The sequence below is a fragment of the Luteimonas sp. 9C genome (assembly GCF_902506295.1).
Lineage (GTDB): Bacteria > Pseudomonadota > Gammaproteobacteria > Xanthomonadales > Xanthomonadaceae > Luteimonas.
In genome coordinates this window covers 1436504-1452136 of record NZ_LR733312.1, presented here as the reverse complement: position 1 = coordinate 1452136, position 15633 = coordinate 1436504, and the positions used below count along the sequence as shown (strand labels likewise).

The following is a 15633-nucleotide window of genomic DNA, read 5'->3' as shown; positions in this document are numbered from 1 at the left end:
ATGAGCCTCAATCCACCCGGGTGCCGAAGATCTTGTCGCCGGCATCGCCCAGGCCGGGCAGGATGTAGCCCTTCTCGTTGAGGCGTTCGTCGATCGAGGCGGTATAGACCTCGACATCCGGATGCACGGCTTCGAGCGCGCGTAGGCCTTCGGGCGCGGCCACCAGGAACAGGCCCTTGATCCGGCTCGCGCCGGCGGCCTTGAGCATCGACACCGTCGCGATCAGTGTGCCGCCGGTGGCCAGCATCGGATCGAGGACCAGCGCGGTGCGGTCGGCCATGTCGCCGACCAGGTTCTCGTAATAGGGCACGGCTTCGAGCGAATCCTCGTCGCGCTTGATGCCCACCACGCTGACCTTGGCCGCTGGAATGAGATCGAGCACGCCCGGCAGCATGCCGATGCCCGCGCGCAGGATCGGCACCAGGGTGATCTTGCGCCCCTTGATGCGGCGGACGCGCACGGTGCCCGCCCAGCCTTCGACTTCGGCGTCCTCGGTCTCCAGGTCCGCGGTCGCCTCGTAGGTCAGCAGCGTCGCCACCTCGGCCGACAGTTCGCGGAAGGTCTTGGTGCTGTTGTCCGCGCGGCGCATCAGGCCGAGCTTGTGCTGCACCAGCGGATGACGGACTTCGACGGTTTTCATGACGGTTTCCTGCGTGGCATCGGCGGAAGTGTGACGGAAAGCGGACAGCACGTCGTGGCACGGCGCGCCGGTTTCGCAATTGCGCGTCCAGCTGTCACCGCGATGACACGCAGCCGACATAGCGTACGCATCCGACGTTCACCTCCCAACGCCGGAACTCCCCATGTCCAACCCACACCCCCTGCACGTGGCGATCGCGCTCGTGCTGGCTGCAGGCGCCGCGACGCTTCCGCTCCATGCGCAGACGCCCGGGCCGTCGCCCGACGGCAGCGCGCTCGCCGATCCGGTCGATCTCGACACGCTCGAAGTCCGCGCCCAGCTCGAATCGCAGATGCGCGCGATCGACTTCAAGCGCGCGTCCGATGCGATCCAGGACACGGTGGCGTCGGATTCGATGGGCCAGTACCCGGACAAGAACGTCGGCGAATCGCTGTCGCGTCTGCCGGGCATCAGCGTCACCCGCGACCAGGGCGAAGGCCGCTTCGTCGTGGTGCGCGGACTGGACGCGGCGTTCAACAGCGTCAGCGTCGACGGCGTCGCCATCGGCACACCGGAAGATTCCAGCCGCGCGGCGCCGCTGGACGTGATTCCGTCCGATTCCACCGAACGGCTGACCGTGGTCAAGGCGCCGACGCCGGACATGCCCGGCGACGCGATCGGTGGCGCGATCCTGGTGGAATCGGCGTCCGCGTTCGACCGCAAGGGCCGCGACATCCGGGCTAGGGCGGACATGAGCCACCAGAGCCTGAGCGGCGAGACCAGCCCCAAGGCCGCGTTCAACTACAGCGACCGCTTCGCCGACGACGCCTTCGGTGTCGCGCTGGGCGTGAGCCACCAGGACCGCACCTACGAGTCGGACAACATCGAAGTCGAATACGACAAGGTGGACGCGCGCGACGGTTTGACACCGATCGAGATCCAGCAGCGCAAGTACAGCATCAATCGCGAGCGGACCGGCGTGAACCTCAACCTGGACTGGCGTCCCGGCGATGGCCACAGCTACTACCTGCGCACGCTCTACACCGACTTCACCGACGCCGAAACCCGTCAGAACAGCATCATCCCGGTGGGCGAGGGCGACATCACGACGAACACGGACGGTACCTACACCGTCAACGGGATCGACCCGAACGACTTCAGCCGCCGCGTCCGGTTCCGCACCAAGGAAGAGGACACCTTCACCGTGAGCGCCGGCGGCGAGAACCGCTTCGGTGCCGGCTCGGCCGTCGATTACAAGCTGGGCTTCACCAAGACCCGCGAGCGCGTGCTCGACGAAGTCGAGGCGCGCTTCGACTACGACGGCGCCGGTGACGTCTCCATCGAGATGGACACGTCGCGACCGATTCCGCGCTACACCATCAGCGACAGCCCGGCCGGCGGCTGGCTCGACAACGACAACTACCAGTTCAACCGCTTCGTGGTCGCCCCGATCTGGGTGGACGACGAGGAATACAGCGCACAGGCGAACTTCACCTTTGCCGGCGATTTCGTGATCTGGAAGGCCGGTCTGCTGGGGCGGTGGCGCGATCGCAACGTCGATATCGACGAGAACGAACTGCGCCGCGGCCCGGACATCAACCTCGGCAGCTGGACCACGGGCGCACCGCGCTACACGCACGGCGACATGGGTGACGGCATCAGTTCGAGCGCGATGAACAGCTACCTGCGTGATCGCCTGTCCGAATACAGCGCACGCCCGCAGGACGTCGCCGCCAACACCGAGGTCTCGCTGATCGAGGACTACGTGGCGAGCGAAGACGTCCTGGCGGGTTACCTGATGGCGACGATGGATTTCGACCGGCTGCGCGTCATCGCAGGCGCGCGTGTCGAGCGCACCGAATTCGAGGCCACCGGCAACGTCGTCGATCTCGCCGACGAGGAGACGATCGGCGCCATCAGTACCCGTGAGGTCTCCAGCAGCTACACCAGCGTGCTGCCCGGCCTGCACCTGCGTTACGACATGGACGACTGGGTGGTGCGCGGCGCGTACACGACCACGATCGCGCGTCCGTCGTTCGGCAGCATCTCGCCGCGGACCCGTATCAATCGCGACGAAGAGGAAGTGGAACTGGGCAATCCCGCGCTCGATCCCTACAGGTCGCGCAACCTCGACATCTCCATCGAGCGTTACCTCGGCGAGACCGGCATCGTCTCGGCCGGCCTGTTCTACAAGAACATCGACGACTACATCGTCGATGTGACCACGCGCGACAACCCCGAGTACCAGGGTTTCGACGTGACCATGCCGGTCAATGGCGACAAGGCCACGGTGTACGGCGCCGAGCTGAACTGGCAGCAGCACTTCGCCAGCGGTCTGCTGCTGGGCTTCAGCGCGACCTGGCTCGACACCGAATACACACTCGACGGCCGCAGCTTCACCCTGCCCAATGCGTCGGATCGTCTCTACAGCGCGTACCTCGGCTACGAGACGGGCGGTCTGAGCACCCGCCTCGCGGCCGTGCGCCGCAGCGAGTACATCGATTCCGTCGACAGCAGCGACAGCGATTTCGACATCTGGGTGGCCGAGAATACCCAGCTCGATTTCAGCCTCGACTACAAGGTCGACGACCGCTGGGGCGTCTATCTCGAAGCGTCCAATCTGCTCGACGAACCCTTGGAGCTCTACCAGGGTTCGCCAGCGCAGACGCTGCAGAACGAGCTGTACGGCCGCACCTACACCGCAGGCGTGAAGCTGCGCTTCTGATGTCCTGCCGGCGGCCTGCGCGACGCGCGCCGCCGATTCCGATCGAGGTTTTCTCATGCGACGACATTCCATTCCCGAAATCGCCCTGCGCGGTTGCGCGCTGGCGATCGCCAGCGCCCTGACCGCCTGCGCGCAGGCGCCCGACGCACCTGTCGCCATGGCGGTCGACCCGCAGGCCACCGCGCCCGCGCCGATCGATACCGCACGCGACGTACCGGTCGTGGACGAGGCGTTCGTCACCGCGCTGACGGCTGACGACAACATCGATTCCCCGACCGCGTGGACCGCGCCCGACGGCACGACGTGGGTCATCGCGACCGCGAAGGCCACCGATCGCCTGGTGATCTACGACGGCGCCACCGGAGAGACGCTGCGCACGTTCGGTACGCTCGGGACCGGCGAAGGACAGTTCGACCGGCCCAATGGCATCGCGGTGATCGACGACCTGCTATTCGTCGTCGAGCGCGACAACCACCGCGTGCAGGTGTTGCGCCTGCCGGACTTCGGCCACGTCGCAACGTTCGCCGCCGACGATCTGGTCAAACCCTACGGTCTGTGGGTGCGCACGCTCGACACCGGGTACACGCTCTACGTCACCGATTCCTACCACGACGGCGAAGATGCCCAGGGCCACGACATCCTGCCGCCGCTCGCGCAGCTCGACCGCCGCGTGCACCGGTATGCGATGCGCTTCGACGGCGAGGGGTTCGCGATCGAGACACTGGGCGCGTTCGGCGATGCGACACCGGACGGTGCGCTGCGCGTGGTCGAATCGATCTGGGGCGATGCGGCGAACGATCGCCTGCTGATCGCCGAAGAGGACGAGACCTACGCCAACGAACTGAAGGTCTACGACCTCGAAGGCCGCTTCGCCGGCCGGACGATCGGTCGCGACGTGTTCGGCGCGCAGGCCGAAGGCATCATGCTCAAGACCTGTGCGGGCGGCGGCGGCTGGTGGATCACCACCGAGCAGGGCAAGGGACGCACCGTGTTCCATCTGTTCGACCGCAAGACGCTGGCGCACGTCGGCGCGGTGACCGGCCGCCAGGTCGCCAACACCGACGGCATCTGGCTGCACGATGTAGCGACGACGCGCTTCCCCGACGGCGTGCTCTACGCCGTGCACGACGACCAGGGCGTGGTCGCGCTGGACTGGGCGCAGATCGCACAGGCGATCGGACTGCCGGCATGCGGGCGTGGCGCATGAGGCGCGCACGTCGGCATCGTCGCCTCGCGCTGCCGCTGGCCCTCGGGCTCGCGGCGCTGTGTTCGGCCGCCAGCCTCGCCGCGGCGCGCCCGGGCCAGACCGAAGTCGAACCCAATACGCTGGTGCCCAAGGGCGTCATCCGCTACGCCCCCGGCGTGTTCCCCGACCGCATCGTCGCCACGCCCGCGCAGGACGCGGCGACGGGCTTCGGCGTGTCCTGGCGGACGGCGTTGCCGGCGCAGCCGTCGCCCGTCATCGATGCGCCGGTCGTGGAGATCGTCGTTGCCGGCGACTCACCGGACATGGGGCCGCGTCGCCGCGTCGCGGCGCGCAGCAGCACCCTGGCGGGGGAGAACGGCGCGGCCGAATTCCATCATGCCCATGTCGATGGCCTGCAGCCGGACACGCTCTATGCCTGGCGCGTGCAGGGCGTCGGCACCTGGAGCCCGTGGATGCACACGCGCACCGCGGCTGCGGCTGATGCACCGCTGACGCTGCTGTACTTCGGCGACACCCAGAACAAGAACGCCAGCCTGAGCACACGCGTGCTGCGAGAAGCGCACCGGCAGGCCCCCGACGCGAAGCTCGCGCTGTTCGCCGGCGACCTGGTCAGCGGCGGCGATGGCGAGGACGACAACGAGTGGGGCGAGTGGTTCGACGCGGTCGGCCCGCTGGCGACGATGGTCGTCAACGCGCCCGCGCCCGGCAATCACGAGTACCGGGAGGAGTTCGAGGACACGCCGCAGGAGCGACGCGTGCTCGGCGGCCACTGGTCGCATGCGTTCGCGCTGCCGGCCAACGGCGCTCCGGGCGCCGAAGCTACCAGCTACTGGTTCGACTACCAGAACGTGCGCGTGGTCGTGCTCGACGGCACCTCTGCGCTCGATCTCGGCACCGCCGAAGCACAGGCCGTGTGGCTCGATCGCACGCTGGCCGCCAACCCGCATCCCTGGTCGATCGCACTGATCCACCAGCCTATGTATTCGCCGCGCCAGGACCGCGACAACGTGGCGCTGCGCGAGCGGGTGCTGCCGGTGCTGGAACGCCGACGCGTCGATCTGGTGCTGCAGGGCCACGATCACGTCTACGGCCGCCGTGCCGGCGAAGACCCGACGCGCGCGACGCCGCAGTATCTGGTGTCGGTGGTCGGGGCGAAGCAGTACAGGCTCTCGGACGATGCACGTCGCGACATGGCGCCGACCGCCGAGGACACCCAGCTGTTCCAGGTCATCCGCCTCGACGGCGATACGCTGCATTACGAATCGCGCACCGCGACCGGCCGCCTCTACGATGCGTTCGAACTCCGCGGCGCCACGCCGCAGACGCGCACGCTGCACGAGATCACCGAAGGCCGCATCGCCCCGCGCGACTGCGCGCGTGACGAGACGCTCAAGGGCCGCGCCGACCGGTGCTGGGGGTGATGCGCATGCGTGCTTGCGTCTCTACAGCGCTGCTCGGCGCAGCATTAGCATGCGGCATGCCGTTCGGCGTGTTTGCGGCGACACCACCCGCGCACGATCGCCAACCGGCGAACGCGCCGGACGAGGCCGTGTTGCGGGTCGAGATTCCGGCCGGCGGCTTCATCAAGTACGAAAGCGACGCGCAGGGCCGGATCCATGTCGACCGCTTCCTGTCGATGCCGATGGCGTATCCGGCGAACTACGGCGCGCTGCCCGGCACGCTGGCCGGTGACGGCGATCCGCTCGACGCCCTGGTGCTGACCCGTGCGCCGTTGCCGCCGGGCGTACTGGTCCGTTTCCGGCCGCTGGGCGTGCTGCGCATGGTCGATGGCGGCGACGCCGACCAGAAGATCATCGGCGTGCCGGCCGACGATGTGGACCCGACGTATGCGGACGTCCGCACGCTCGACGATCTGCCGGCGATGGAACGCGCGCGCATCGAAGCGTTCTTCCGGGTCTACAAGGACCTGCCGGCGGGCGGCAACCGTGTCGAGCTGTCGGGCTGGGGCGATGCAGACGAGGCGCGCGGGCTGATCCGCGCCTCGGTGGACGCGTTCGTGGAATGAGCCCGCGGGACTTTGCCTGATCGAAAGAAAAAGCCGCCGGGTGACCGGCGGCTTGTCTGATGGCGGGTGGGGCGCGGTGGTTTACGCCGCCGCGGCCGCCTTGTGTTGCGGACCTTCGCGCAGCGCCTTGCCAACCATCGACACCATCAGCGCGATCTCCGCGTCGTCGATGTTGAAGTGCGGCGTGAAGCGCAGCGAGTTGGTGCCGCCGTGGATCACGCCCAGGCCCTGTTCGCGCAGCCATTCCTCGGTCGAGCCGGCGCCGTAGCACTTGAACTGCGGCGCGAGTTCGCAGGAGAACAGCAGGCCGGTGCCCTGGACCTTGGTGATCAGCCCGCCGAGCTCGGCCTTCAGTGCCTCGAGCGCCTCGACCGACTTGCGGCCGGCGTCGCGGATGTTGGCGCGCACGTCGGGCGTGAGCTGCGCGAGCACCGCGCAGGCGACGTCCAGCGCACGCGGATTGGCGGTCATCGTGTTGCCGTAGACGCCGCTCTTGTAGAGCTGCGCGGTGTGCTGCGTCACGGCGAGCACCGACAGCGGGTACTGGCCGGCGTTGAGCGCCTTCGAATACGTCTCCATGTCCGGCGCGTCGAGACCCTCGAAGCCGGGGTAGTCGACGACCGACAGCACGCCGTGCGCACGCAGGCCGGCCTGGATCGAATCGACTAGCAGCAGGCTGCCGTGGGCGCGGGTGAGTTCGCGCGCGACGGCATAGAACGCCGGCGGCAACGCGCGGCCCGGGTCGCCTTCGCCCATCACCGGCTCCAGGAACACGGCCTCGACGAACCAGCCGTTCGCATCGGCATCGGCGAACGCCTGGCGCAGCGCGTCGGCGTCGTAGGGCGGAACCGTGATCAGCGAGTTCTCGTCGCGGAAGCTCGCCAGGTACTTCTTGTAGGTCGCGCGCGAGGAATCGGAGTACAGCGCCGGGCGTTCGGTGCGGCCGTGGAAGCTGCCCTTGACCACGATGCGCTTGATCGTGCGGCCGGCGTGGCGGCCGCCCGGATCGGTCTGGGTGCGGGTGTTGATGTCGGCGATGCGCGCGGCCAGGCCGACCGATTCGGAGCCGGAATTCAGGCACAGGAAGTGGCTGAAGGGACAGCCGCCGTCGCGGGTATGGCCGATCTCGCGGCGCAGGGCGCGGTCGAGTTTCAGCTGCGACAGGCTCGGCGTCATGATGTTGGCCATCGGCACCGGCTGCGCCATCGCCTCGATCACCGCCTTCGGCGTGTGGCCGAAGCCGAGCATGCCGTAGCCGCCCGAATCGTGGAGCACCGCGCCCTTGAGCGTGACGATCCACGGGCCGCGTGCGGTCAGCGCGACGTACGGATTCACCGCATCGCCGGGATAGAAATTGATGTAGCCGGCCTGTACGGCGCGCGCCTGCGCATCCTCGTCCAGGTCGAGCAGCTCGGCGAAGTCCTGCGCCAGGGTGGCGTGCGCATCGGCGGCGGCGCGTGCGGCCTCGACGAGGTCGGGGTGCGTGGCGGCGAAGCGCTCGAGCACATCGTCCGGCAGACCGGTGGTGCGGCGCGCGCCGCCATGGGCGCGCAGCGGGGCGAGGATCTGGGTCACGGACATGCGGTGCACTCCTTTAAACGTCGGGGAGGGCCGGCATCGGACGCTGGCCGCGGCCGGCGATGCCGGGCGGCCGCGGGTCGAACCGGCGGTCTCTCCATTATCTGGACGATTCCGTCGAACGGAAGCGACGGAACGCCGAGGGATGCGTAGAATTTCGGCAGATCGCCGAAACAGGCCGCGCCCATGTCCACCGAATCCGCCAATGTCCAGCTGCTGATCCTGCTGCGGGAGAACGCGCGCCTGTCGACCGCGGAGATCGCGCGCCGTCTCGGCCTGTCGCGCACCACGGTGCAGAGCCGGATCGAGCGGCTGGAGCGCGCGGGCGTCATCAGCGGTTACACGGTGCGTGTGCGCGACGATTTCGAGCAGGGCCATATCCGCGCCCAGATCATGATCACCGTACGGCCGCGACAGATGACGCCGGTGATCACCGCGTTGCGCGCGATCAGCGCGGTCCGGGCCCTGCATTCGGTCAGCGGCCCCTACGACCTGATTGCGCTGGGCGTGGTGCCGACGGTCGCCGACATGGACGAACTGACCGACCGCATCGGTTGCATCGAGGGTGTGGAGCGGACGACCTCGTCGATCATCCTGTCGACGAAGTTCGAAAGATGAATCTGTCTTCCGCTTGCGGAAGACGCGCTGGCCCCTCTCCCTAGGGGAGAGGGGAGGACCATCGGCGGATGCCGATGGTGGGGTGAGGGCGGCGCTCGCGGGAAAGCTGCCCTCACCCCAACCCCTCTCCCGGGGGAGAGGGGCTCAGGCTGCCGCGTTCATTACAATGTCCGCCCGCAACCCCCCCCGTCCGACCCTTGAAGAAGTCCGACTTCCACTTCGACCTGCCCGAGCACCTGATCGCCCAGGCGCCCCTGGCCGAGCGCTCGGCCAGCCGCCTGCTGGTCGTGCCGCCAGGCGACGGCGCGTTCGAGGATCGGCAGGTCCGCGACCTGCCGGACCTGCTGCAGCCCGGGGACCTGCTGGTCTTCAACGACACGCGGGTGATTCCGGCGCGGCTGTTCGGGCAGAAGGACAGCGGCGGGCGCGTGGAAATCCTGATCGAGCGCCTGCTGCCCGGCAACGAGGCACGCGCGCAGATCGGCGCGAGCAAGTCGCCCAGGCCCGGCGGCCGCATCCAGCTCGATGCTGGCGGCTGCGCCGAGGTGCTGTCGCGCGACGAGGGCTTCTACCACCTGCGCTTCGAACTCGACGACACGCTCGAGGCCTGGCTGCTCAAGGCCGGGCGCATGCCGCTGCCGCCCTACATCCGGCGCGAGCCGGGACAGGACGACGCCGAGCGCTACCAGACCGTGTTCGCGCGCGAAATCGGCGCGGTCGCCGCGCCCACGGCGGGCCTGCATTTCGACGACGCGCTGCTGGCGCGCCTGCGCGATCGCGGCGTCGAATTCGGCCACGTCACCCTGCATGTCGGCGCCGGCACGTTCCTGCCGATGCGCGTCGAGGACGTGCGCGAGCACCGCATGCACAGCGAGTGGCTCAACGTCGGCGCCGAACTCGTCGCGCAGATCCGCCGCACGCGCGAGGCGGGTGGCCGGGTGATCGCGGTCGGCACGACGGTCGTGCGCGCGCTGGAAAGCGCCAGCGTCGACGGCGAGCTGCATCCCTTTGCCGGCGAGACGCAGATCTTCATCTTTCCCGGCTACCGCATCCGCAGCGTCGACGCGATGGTGACCAACTTCCATCTGTCCGAATCCACGCTGCTGATGCTGGTCTCGGCGTTCGCCGGCAAGGACCGCGTGTTCTCGGCCTACGACCACGCCGTGCGCGCCGAATACCGCTTCTTCTCCTACGGCGACGCGATGTTGCTGTGGGGCGCGCACGCGCCCGCCGCCTGACCATCGCCCGCGTCCACGAGTCTTCATGTCCAGATTGCAGTTCGAGCTGATCACCACCGACGGCGTTGCGCGCCGCGGGCGCCTGACGTTCCCGCGCGGCACCATCGAAACTCCGGCCTTCATGCCCGTCGGCACCTACGGCACGGTCAAGGGGGTGCTGCCGCACCAGATCCGCGCGCTGGGCGCCGAGATCATCCTCGGCAATACCTTCCATCTGTACCTGCGCCCGGGTCTGGACGTCATCGAAGCGCATGGCGGCCTGCACGGGTTCGCGCGCTGGGACAAGCCGATCCTCACCGATTCCGGCGGGTTCCAGGTCTTCTCGCTGGCGCACAAGCGCAAGATCACCGAGGAAGGCGTGACGTTCGCGGCGCCGACGGACGGCGCGAAAGTGTTCCTCGGCCCCGAGGAGAGCATGCGCATCCAGAAGGTGCTCGATTCGGACATCGTGATGATCTTCGACGAGTGCCCGCCGGTGCAGATCGACGGCAAGCCGGTGCATCCACGGGTGGTCGAGAAATCGATGGAGTTGTCGCTGCGCTGGGCCGCGCGCTCCAAACGCGCGCACGAGGGCAACGATGCCGCGCTGTTCGGCATCGTCCAGGGCGGCGTGCACCACGACCTGCGCACGCGTTCGGCCGAGGGTCTGAAGGACATCGGTTTCGACGGCTATGCGATCGGCGGTCTGGCCGTCGGCGAGACCGAGGACGAGCGCAACGCGATGCTCGACCACACCGCGCCGCAGCTGCCGCAAGACCGCCCGCGCTATCTGATGGGCGTCGGCCGGCCGGAAGACCTGGTCGAAGCCGTTGCCCGCGGCGTCGACATGTTCGACTGCGTGATGCCCACCCGCAACGCGCGCAACGGGCATTTCTTCACCTCCACCGGCGTGATCCGCATCCGCAACGCGAAGTTCGAGCAGGATCTGCGCCCCATCGAGGAAGGCTGCGGCTGCGAGGCCTGCAGCGGCGGTTTCACCCGCGCCTACCTGCGGCACCTGGACCGTTGCGGGGAAATGCTGGGGCCGATGCTCGGCACGCTGCACAACCTCTGGTACTACCAGAGGCTCATGGCCGACATGCGCGCCGCGATCGCCGCGGGAACCTTTGCCGCGTTCCGGGAGTCTTTCTACAGCGCCCGGGCGGGGAATCCGGGCGCCTGAGTCGCCCCGGCGCGTTTCAGGTGCCGTCACCGCCCATTCACCCGCTGCCCGGCCTGCGTCCCGGCCCGGCCGTGCCATAATCGCCCGCTGTCTGTTATCGACCCATGGATGCTCCGATGAACCTGCTGGACCTTGTGATCGCCCCCGCCCACGCCGCCGCCGGTGCCGCACCCGGCCCGAGCCTGCTGTCGACGCTGGCCTTCCCGATCATCCTGATCGCGATCATGTACTTCCTGATGATCCGCCCGCAGATGAAGCGCACCAAGGAACACCGCGCGATGCTCGAGAAGCTGTCGGTCGGCGACGAAGTCATCACCAACGGCGGCATCGCCGGCGTGGTGCGCAACATCGGCGACAGCTTCCTGACGATCGAAGTCGCCGAGCGCGTCGAGATCCGCGTGCAGAAGGGCGCGGTCGGCAACGTGCTGCCCAAGGGCACGCTGAAGTCCGCCTGATCCCGATCGCCGATCGTTGATCTCCGGTTCCGTCATCTCTCCAGGCGCCGCCCCAGTGCGGCGTCCGAGGCAAGGCAATGCTTGAATTCCCGCGCTGGAAATACGCCCTCATCCTGGTCGTGCTGGTGGTGGCCACGCTGTATGCGTTGCCCAATGCCTACCAGAAGAATCCGTCGGTGCAGATCACACCCAGCACCAGCGAGTCGCGCATCGACGAGGCGCTGAAGGCGCGTGTCGACGGCCTGCTCGCCACCGCCGGCGTGACTCCGGTGGGTACCGAGATCGACGAGAACCACCTGCTGGTGCGGCTGCCCGATTCCGATGCGCAGACGCTCGCATCCGACACGCTGCGTCCGGCGCTGGGCGAGGGCTACTCGGTGGCGCTGAATCTCGCCTCGACGGTGCCCGAATGGCTCGAGAACCTCGGCGCGCGACCGATGTCGCTGGGTCTCGACCTGCAGGGCGGCGTGCACTTTGTGATGCAGGTCGACCAGGCCGCGGCGCTGCAGAAGCGCGTGGAAGGCTATGCCGACGGCATCCGCACGGTGCTGCGCGATGCGCGCATCGGGTATTCCAGCGTCGAGCGGCGCGCCGACAATACGATCGGCGTGGTGCTGGTCGAGGGCGCGGACGTCAACGCCGCGCGCACCCAGATCATCAACAGCCTCGCCAGCGCGTCGGGCCAGGCAGTGGCCGGCAGCGGCCCGCAGGTGCTGGCCGACGGCAACCGCATCACCGTGCGCCTGTCCTCGGGGGAGATCGGACGCATCGCCACCGATGCGGTAGAGCAGAACCGCACGGTGATCTCCAACCGCATCAACTCCATCGGCGTCGCCGAACCGGTGCTGCAGCGCCAGGGCGAGGACCGTCTGGTCATCCAGCTGCCCGGCCTGCAGGACACCGCCGAGGCCAAGCGCCTGATCGGCGCCACCGCCACGCTGGAATTCCGCGCCGTCACCGGCGACGAGAACCAGGCTGCCGCCGCCGTCGCGTCGGGCAACATCCCGGCCGATTCGCGCATCTACTACAACGAGGCCGGCCAGCCGCTGTTGCTGTCGCGTCGCATCCTGGTCGCGGGTGACCAGCTGATCAACGCCAATCCGCAGACGGATTCGCAGACCGGCACCCCGGCCGTGGGCATCACGCTCAACAGCGCCGGCGGCAAGCGCATGCTCGACCACACGCTGCAGAACGTCGGACAGCGTCTGGGCATCGTCTACGTCGAGCGCATTCCGACCGTGCGCATCGTCGATGGCGAGGAAGTGCGTTCTGCGCGCAGCGTCGAGCGGGTGATCAGTTCCTCGACGATCCGTGGCGTGTTCGGTCGCGAGTTCCAGACGACCGGCTTGAGCCGCGAGGAAGCCAACGATCTCGCCCAGCAGCTCAAGGCCGGCGCGCTGGCCGCGCCGATGGACTTCGTCGAGGAACGCGTCGTGGGTCCGAGCCTGGGCGCGGAGAACGTCGAGCGCGGCCTGACCGCGGTGCTCTACGCGTTCGTGTTCACCCTGATCTTCTTCATGCTCTATTACCGCATGTTCGGCATCGTGACCTGCCTGGCGCTGGTGCTGAACCTGCTGATCGTGGTGGCCGTGATGTCGCTGTTCGGCGCCACCATGTCGCTGCCCGGGTTCGCCGGTCTGGCGCTGTCGATCGGCCTGTCGGTCGACGCCAACGTGCTGATCAACGAGCGCATCCGCGAAGAACTGCGCGCGGGCATGCCGCCCAAGGCGGCGATCGTGACCGGTTACGAAAAGGCCTCGGACACGATCTTCGACTCCAACCTCACCGGCATGATCGCGGGCATCGCGTTGTACGCCTTCGGTACCGGTCCGCTGCAGGGCTTCGCGGTCACGCTGGTGATCGGTATCGTCGCCTCGATGTTTACTGCAATCGTCGTCTCGCGCGCGCTGGTCACGTTGATCTACGCGCCGCGCAAGAAGCTCAAGTCCCTGGCGATCTGACGGGAGAGACCCCATGAAAATTTTCCCGTTGTCCCTCGTGCCCGCGGACACCCGCATCGACTTCATGCGGTTCCGCCATGTGTTCATCACGATCGCGCTGCTGATGTTCGTCGGCGCCTTTGCGGCGATCGGCCTCAAGGGCTTCAACTTCGCGCTCGACTTCACCGGCGGCACCGCGGTGAACGTGCGCTTCGAGAACCCGGTGAGTGTCGACGAGGTGCGCGAGCGCCTGCAGGCTGCCGAGATCGAGAATGCCCAGGTGCAGACCTACGGCAGCGGCAACGACCTGCTGATCCGGGTCCGCGCGGCCGACGACATTGCGCACATCGCCGACAACACCGAACTGGCGCGGCACGTGCTGGAAGCGGCGACGACGGCCGAGAATCCCGGTCAGATCCTGAGCACCGAATCCATCGGCGCCCAGGTCTCGGGAGACCTGCGCAAGAACGCGATCTATGCGGCGGTCTTCGTGCTGGTGGGCTTCCTGCTGTACATCAGCTTCCGCTTCGAATGGAAGTTCGCGGTCGTCGCCAGCATCACCACGCTGTTCGACGTGGCGGTGGTCGCCGGCCTGTTCGCGCTGACCGGGCGCGAGTTCGACCTGACCGTGCTCGCCGGCCTGCTGTCGGTAATGGGCTTCTCGATCAACGACACCATCGTGGTCTTCGACCGCGTCCGCGAGAACTTCCGCGGTCTGCGCGCCGATCCGCTGGAAGTGTTCAACCGGTCGATCAACCAGACGCTCTCGCGCACCATCATTACTTCGCTGGTGTTCTTCCTCTCGGTGCTGGCCCTGTTCCTCTACGGCGGCGGCTCGCTCGAAGGCCTGGCGCTGACGCAGATGCTCGGCGCCGTCGTCGCCACGGCCTCGTCGATCCTGATCGCGTGTCCGCTGCTGACCTACGGCATGCTGCGGGTCACCAAGCAGGATCTGCTGCCCAAGGCCAAGGACGAAGAGGCGCTCGCGCGTCGTCCCTGATCCGGACATCCGGCCCGCGCGACGCGGGTCGCGCGTCTGCATGGAGAAGCCGCGCATCGCGCGGCTTTTTCATGCGCGGGTTTTCGTCGGCGGGCAATCGCAGGACGGCACGCCCGTCGGCGACGCCGATCGGCCGTGCCGGTCGTGATGCGGATCGCGGCCCACGAAAAAGGCCGCGCTTGCGCGCGGCCTTTCGATGCAGCGAATGGGGCGTCTTACGCGAATTCTTTCGCGTAGCCCGAATCGACGAGGGTCTTCTGCAGCGGCGCCACGATGTGCACGTTGCCTGCGACGATCTGGCGGCCGCCGGCGAATGCCACGTGCATCGGACCCGTGGTGGCGCCCTTGAAATCGCTGATGCGGCCGCCGGCCTCGCGGACCAGCAGCACGCCGGCCGCGATGTCCCAGGGGTGGACGCCGGCTTCGAAATAGCCGTCGGTCCGGGCCGCGGCGACATAGGCCAGGTCCAGTGCCGCCGACCCGGTGCGACGCACATCCTCGGCCGACTCGAGCAGGGCTTCGACGGCGCGCAGCTGGGCGCCGATGCGCTTGCGCTCGCGCGGGGCGAAGCCGGTGCTCAGCATCGCGCCGGTCAGCTCGCGACGTTCGGACACGCGGATGCGACGCTCGTTGAGCTGGGCGCCGGCACCGCGCGTGGCGGTGAAGAGCTCGTTGCGCAGGGGATCGAAGATGACCGCGTGCAGCGGCTCGGCGCCTTCGACCAGCGCGATCGACACGCACCAGTGGGGCAGGCCGCGCAGGTAGTTGCTGGTGCCGTCGAGCGGATCGATGACCCAGGTGTAGCGGCTCGGGCCGCCGCGGCCGGGCTTCGCGCCGCCTTCCTCGCCGAGCACGGCGTACTCGGGATAGGCGCGCCGCAGTTCCTTGACGATCGCCTCTTCGGCGAGGCCGTCGACCTCGCTCGCGTAATCGTGGCGCGCCTTCTCGACGACGTTGAGCGCGTCGAGCTTGTGCATGTTGCGCAACAGGACGCCACCGCCGGCGCGCGCCGCCTTGACCATGACATTGACAGCAGGTTGAAGCATCGCGGACGACTCCGGGCGC

At 68.1% G+C, this 15633-nt stretch carries 13 protein-coding genes; 10 read left to right on the top strand and 3 right to left on the bottom strand.

Going from position 1 to position 15633, the window contains the following annotated elements; all coding sequences use genetic code 11:
- Positions 1–7 precede the first annotated feature (7 nt).
- Positions 8–640 carry a uracil phosphoribosyltransferase gene (gene upp / locus CURTO8I2_RS06490; protein WP_159679668.1) on the bottom strand — a complete coding sequence of 211 codons (633 nt, stop codon included), beginning with the start codon at positions 638–640 and terminating at the stop codon, positions 8–10.
- 163 nt (positions 641–803) lie between these two features.
- Between upp and CURTO8I2_RS06485 the strand changes: the two genes are divergently transcribed.
- The 4 genes from CURTO8I2_RS06485 to CURTO8I2_RS06470 are packed head-to-tail and all read left to right on the top strand — an operon-like array spanning position 804 to position 6577.
- Positions 804–3344, top strand: a complete 2541-nt coding sequence (locus CURTO8I2_RS06485) for a TonB-dependent receptor (RefSeq protein ID WP_159679666.1) — start codon at positions 804–806, stop codon at positions 3342–3344.
- A gap of 55 nt (positions 3345–3399) precedes the next feature.
- A complete protein-coding gene (locus tag CURTO8I2_RS06480) occupies positions 3400–4551 on the top strand; it encodes a phytase (RefSeq protein ID WP_236551019.1) in 1152 nt (383 codons plus the stop codon).
- Complete coding sequence (locus CURTO8I2_RS06475) at positions 4548–5972, top strand: metallophosphoesterase family protein (protein ID WP_159679664.1); 1425 nt, start codon at positions 4548–4550, stop codon at positions 5970–5972. The genes CURTO8I2_RS06480 and CURTO8I2_RS06475 overlap by 4 nt, the downstream gene beginning before the upstream one ends.
- Before the next feature lie 56 nt (positions 5973–6028).
- Positions 6029–6577, top strand: a complete 549-nt coding sequence (locus CURTO8I2_RS06470) for an inorganic diphosphatase (protein ID WP_236551018.1) — start codon at positions 6029–6031, stop codon at positions 6575–6577.
- An 81-nt stretch (positions 6578–6658) separates the two neighbouring features.
- On the opposite strand, the gene CURTO8I2_RS06465 is transcribed toward CURTO8I2_RS06470, so the two are convergent.
- A complete protein-coding gene (locus CURTO8I2_RS06465) occupies positions 6659–8158 on the bottom strand; it encodes an aminotransferase class III-fold pyridoxal phosphate-dependent enzyme (protein ID WP_159679661.1) in 1500 nt (499 codons plus the stop codon).
- A gap of 183 nt (positions 8159–8341) precedes the next feature.
- Here CURTO8I2_RS06465 and CURTO8I2_RS06460 point away from each other — a divergent pair, with 183 nt between their 5' ends.
- The 6 genes from CURTO8I2_RS06460 (at position 8342) to secF (ending at position 14568) form a co-directional block, all read left to right on the top strand.
- Positions 8342–8773, top strand: coding sequence for an Lrp/AsnC family transcriptional regulator (locus CURTO8I2_RS06460; RefSeq protein WP_159679660.1), 432 nt, complete (start codon positions 8342–8344; stop codon positions 8771–8773).
- Positions 8774–8970: 197 nt separating this feature from the next.
- A complete protein-coding gene (gene queA, locus CURTO8I2_RS06455) occupies positions 8971–10011 on the top strand; it encodes a tRNA preQ1(34) S-adenosylmethionine ribosyltransferase-isomerase QueA (RefSeq protein ID WP_159679658.1) in 1041 nt (346 codons plus the stop codon).
- 25 nt (positions 10012–10036) lie between these two features.
- Positions 10037–11173 (top strand): tRNA guanosine(34) transglycosylase Tgt, encoded by a 1137-nt coding sequence (gene tgt / locus CURTO8I2_RS06450; RefSeq protein WP_159679656.1) that lies wholly within the window; start codon positions 10037–10039, stop codon positions 11171–11173.
- A gap of 116 nt (positions 11174–11289) precedes the next feature.
- Entirely contained in the window at positions 11290–11628 is a 339-nt protein-coding gene (yajC, locus tag CURTO8I2_RS06445; RefSeq protein ID WP_159681580.1) for a preprotein translocase subunit YajC, read from the top strand.
- Between the two features lie 77 nt (positions 11629–11705).
- Entirely contained in the window at positions 11706–13589 is a 1884-nt protein-coding gene (gene secD / locus CURTO8I2_RS06440; RefSeq protein WP_159679655.1) for a protein translocase subunit SecD, read from the top strand.
- 13 nt (positions 13590–13602) lie between these two features.
- On the top strand, positions 13603–14568 hold the full coding sequence (gene secF / locus CURTO8I2_RS06435) for a protein translocase subunit SecF (protein ID WP_159679653.1): 966 nt from the start codon (positions 13603–13605) through the stop codon (positions 14566–14568).
- 215 nt (positions 14569–14783) lie between these two features.
- On the opposite strand, the gene CURTO8I2_RS06430 is transcribed toward secF, so the two are convergent.
- A complete protein-coding gene (locus tag CURTO8I2_RS06430; protein WP_159679652.1) occupies positions 14784–15614 on the bottom strand; it encodes an inositol monophosphatase family protein in 831 nt (276 codons plus the stop codon).
- Positions 15615–15633 lie beyond the last annotated feature (19 nt).

What these genes read in the sequence shown, in the direction of transcription:
- tgt (WP_159679656.1), top strand. Translation starts at nt 10,037, where the DNA reads ATGTCCAGATTGCAGTTCGAGCTGATCACCACCGACGGCGTTGCGCGC.
- CURTO8I2_RS06475 (WP_159679664.1), top strand. Translation starts at nt 4,548, where the DNA reads ATGAGGCGCGCACGTCGGCATCGTCGCCTCGCGCTGCCGCTGGCCCTC.
- CURTO8I2_RS06460 (WP_159679660.1), top strand. Translation starts at nt 8,342, where the DNA reads ATGTCCACCGAATCCGCCAATGTCCAGCTGCTGATCCTGCTGCGGGAG.
- upp (WP_159679668.1), bottom strand. Translation starts at nt 640, where the DNA reads ATGAAAACCGTCGAAGTCCGTCATCCGCTGGTGCAGCACAAGCTCGGC.
- CURTO8I2_RS06480 (WP_236551019.1), top strand. Translation starts at nt 3,400, where the DNA reads ATGCGACGACATTCCATTCCCGAAATCGCCCTGCGCGGTTGCGCGCTG.
- secD (WP_159679655.1), top strand. Translation starts at nt 11,706, where the DNA reads ATGCTTGAATTCCCGCGCTGGAAATACGCCCTCATCCTGGTCGTGCTG.
- yajC (WP_159681580.1), top strand. Translation starts at nt 11,290, where the DNA reads ATGAACCTGCTGGACCTTGTGATCGCCCCCGCCCACGCCGCCGCCGGT.
- CURTO8I2_RS06465 (WP_159679661.1), bottom strand. Translation starts at nt 8,158, where the DNA reads ATGTCCGTGACCCAGATCCTCGCCCCGCTGCGCGCCCATGGCGGCGCG.
- CURTO8I2_RS06430 (WP_159679652.1), bottom strand. Translation starts at nt 15,614, where the DNA reads ATGCTTCAACCTGCTGTCAATGTCATGGTCAAGGCGGCGCGCGCCGGC.
- CURTO8I2_RS06470 (WP_236551018.1), top strand. Translation starts at nt 6,029, where the DNA reads ATGCCGTTCGGCGTGTTTGCGGCGACACCACCCGCGCACGATCGCCAA.
- secF (WP_159679653.1), top strand. Translation starts at nt 13,603, where the DNA reads ATGAAAATTTTCCCGTTGTCCCTCGTGCCCGCGGACACCCGCATCGAC.
- CURTO8I2_RS06485 (WP_159679666.1), top strand. Translation starts at nt 804, where the DNA reads ATGTCCAACCCACACCCCCTGCACGTGGCGATCGCGCTCGTGCTGGCT.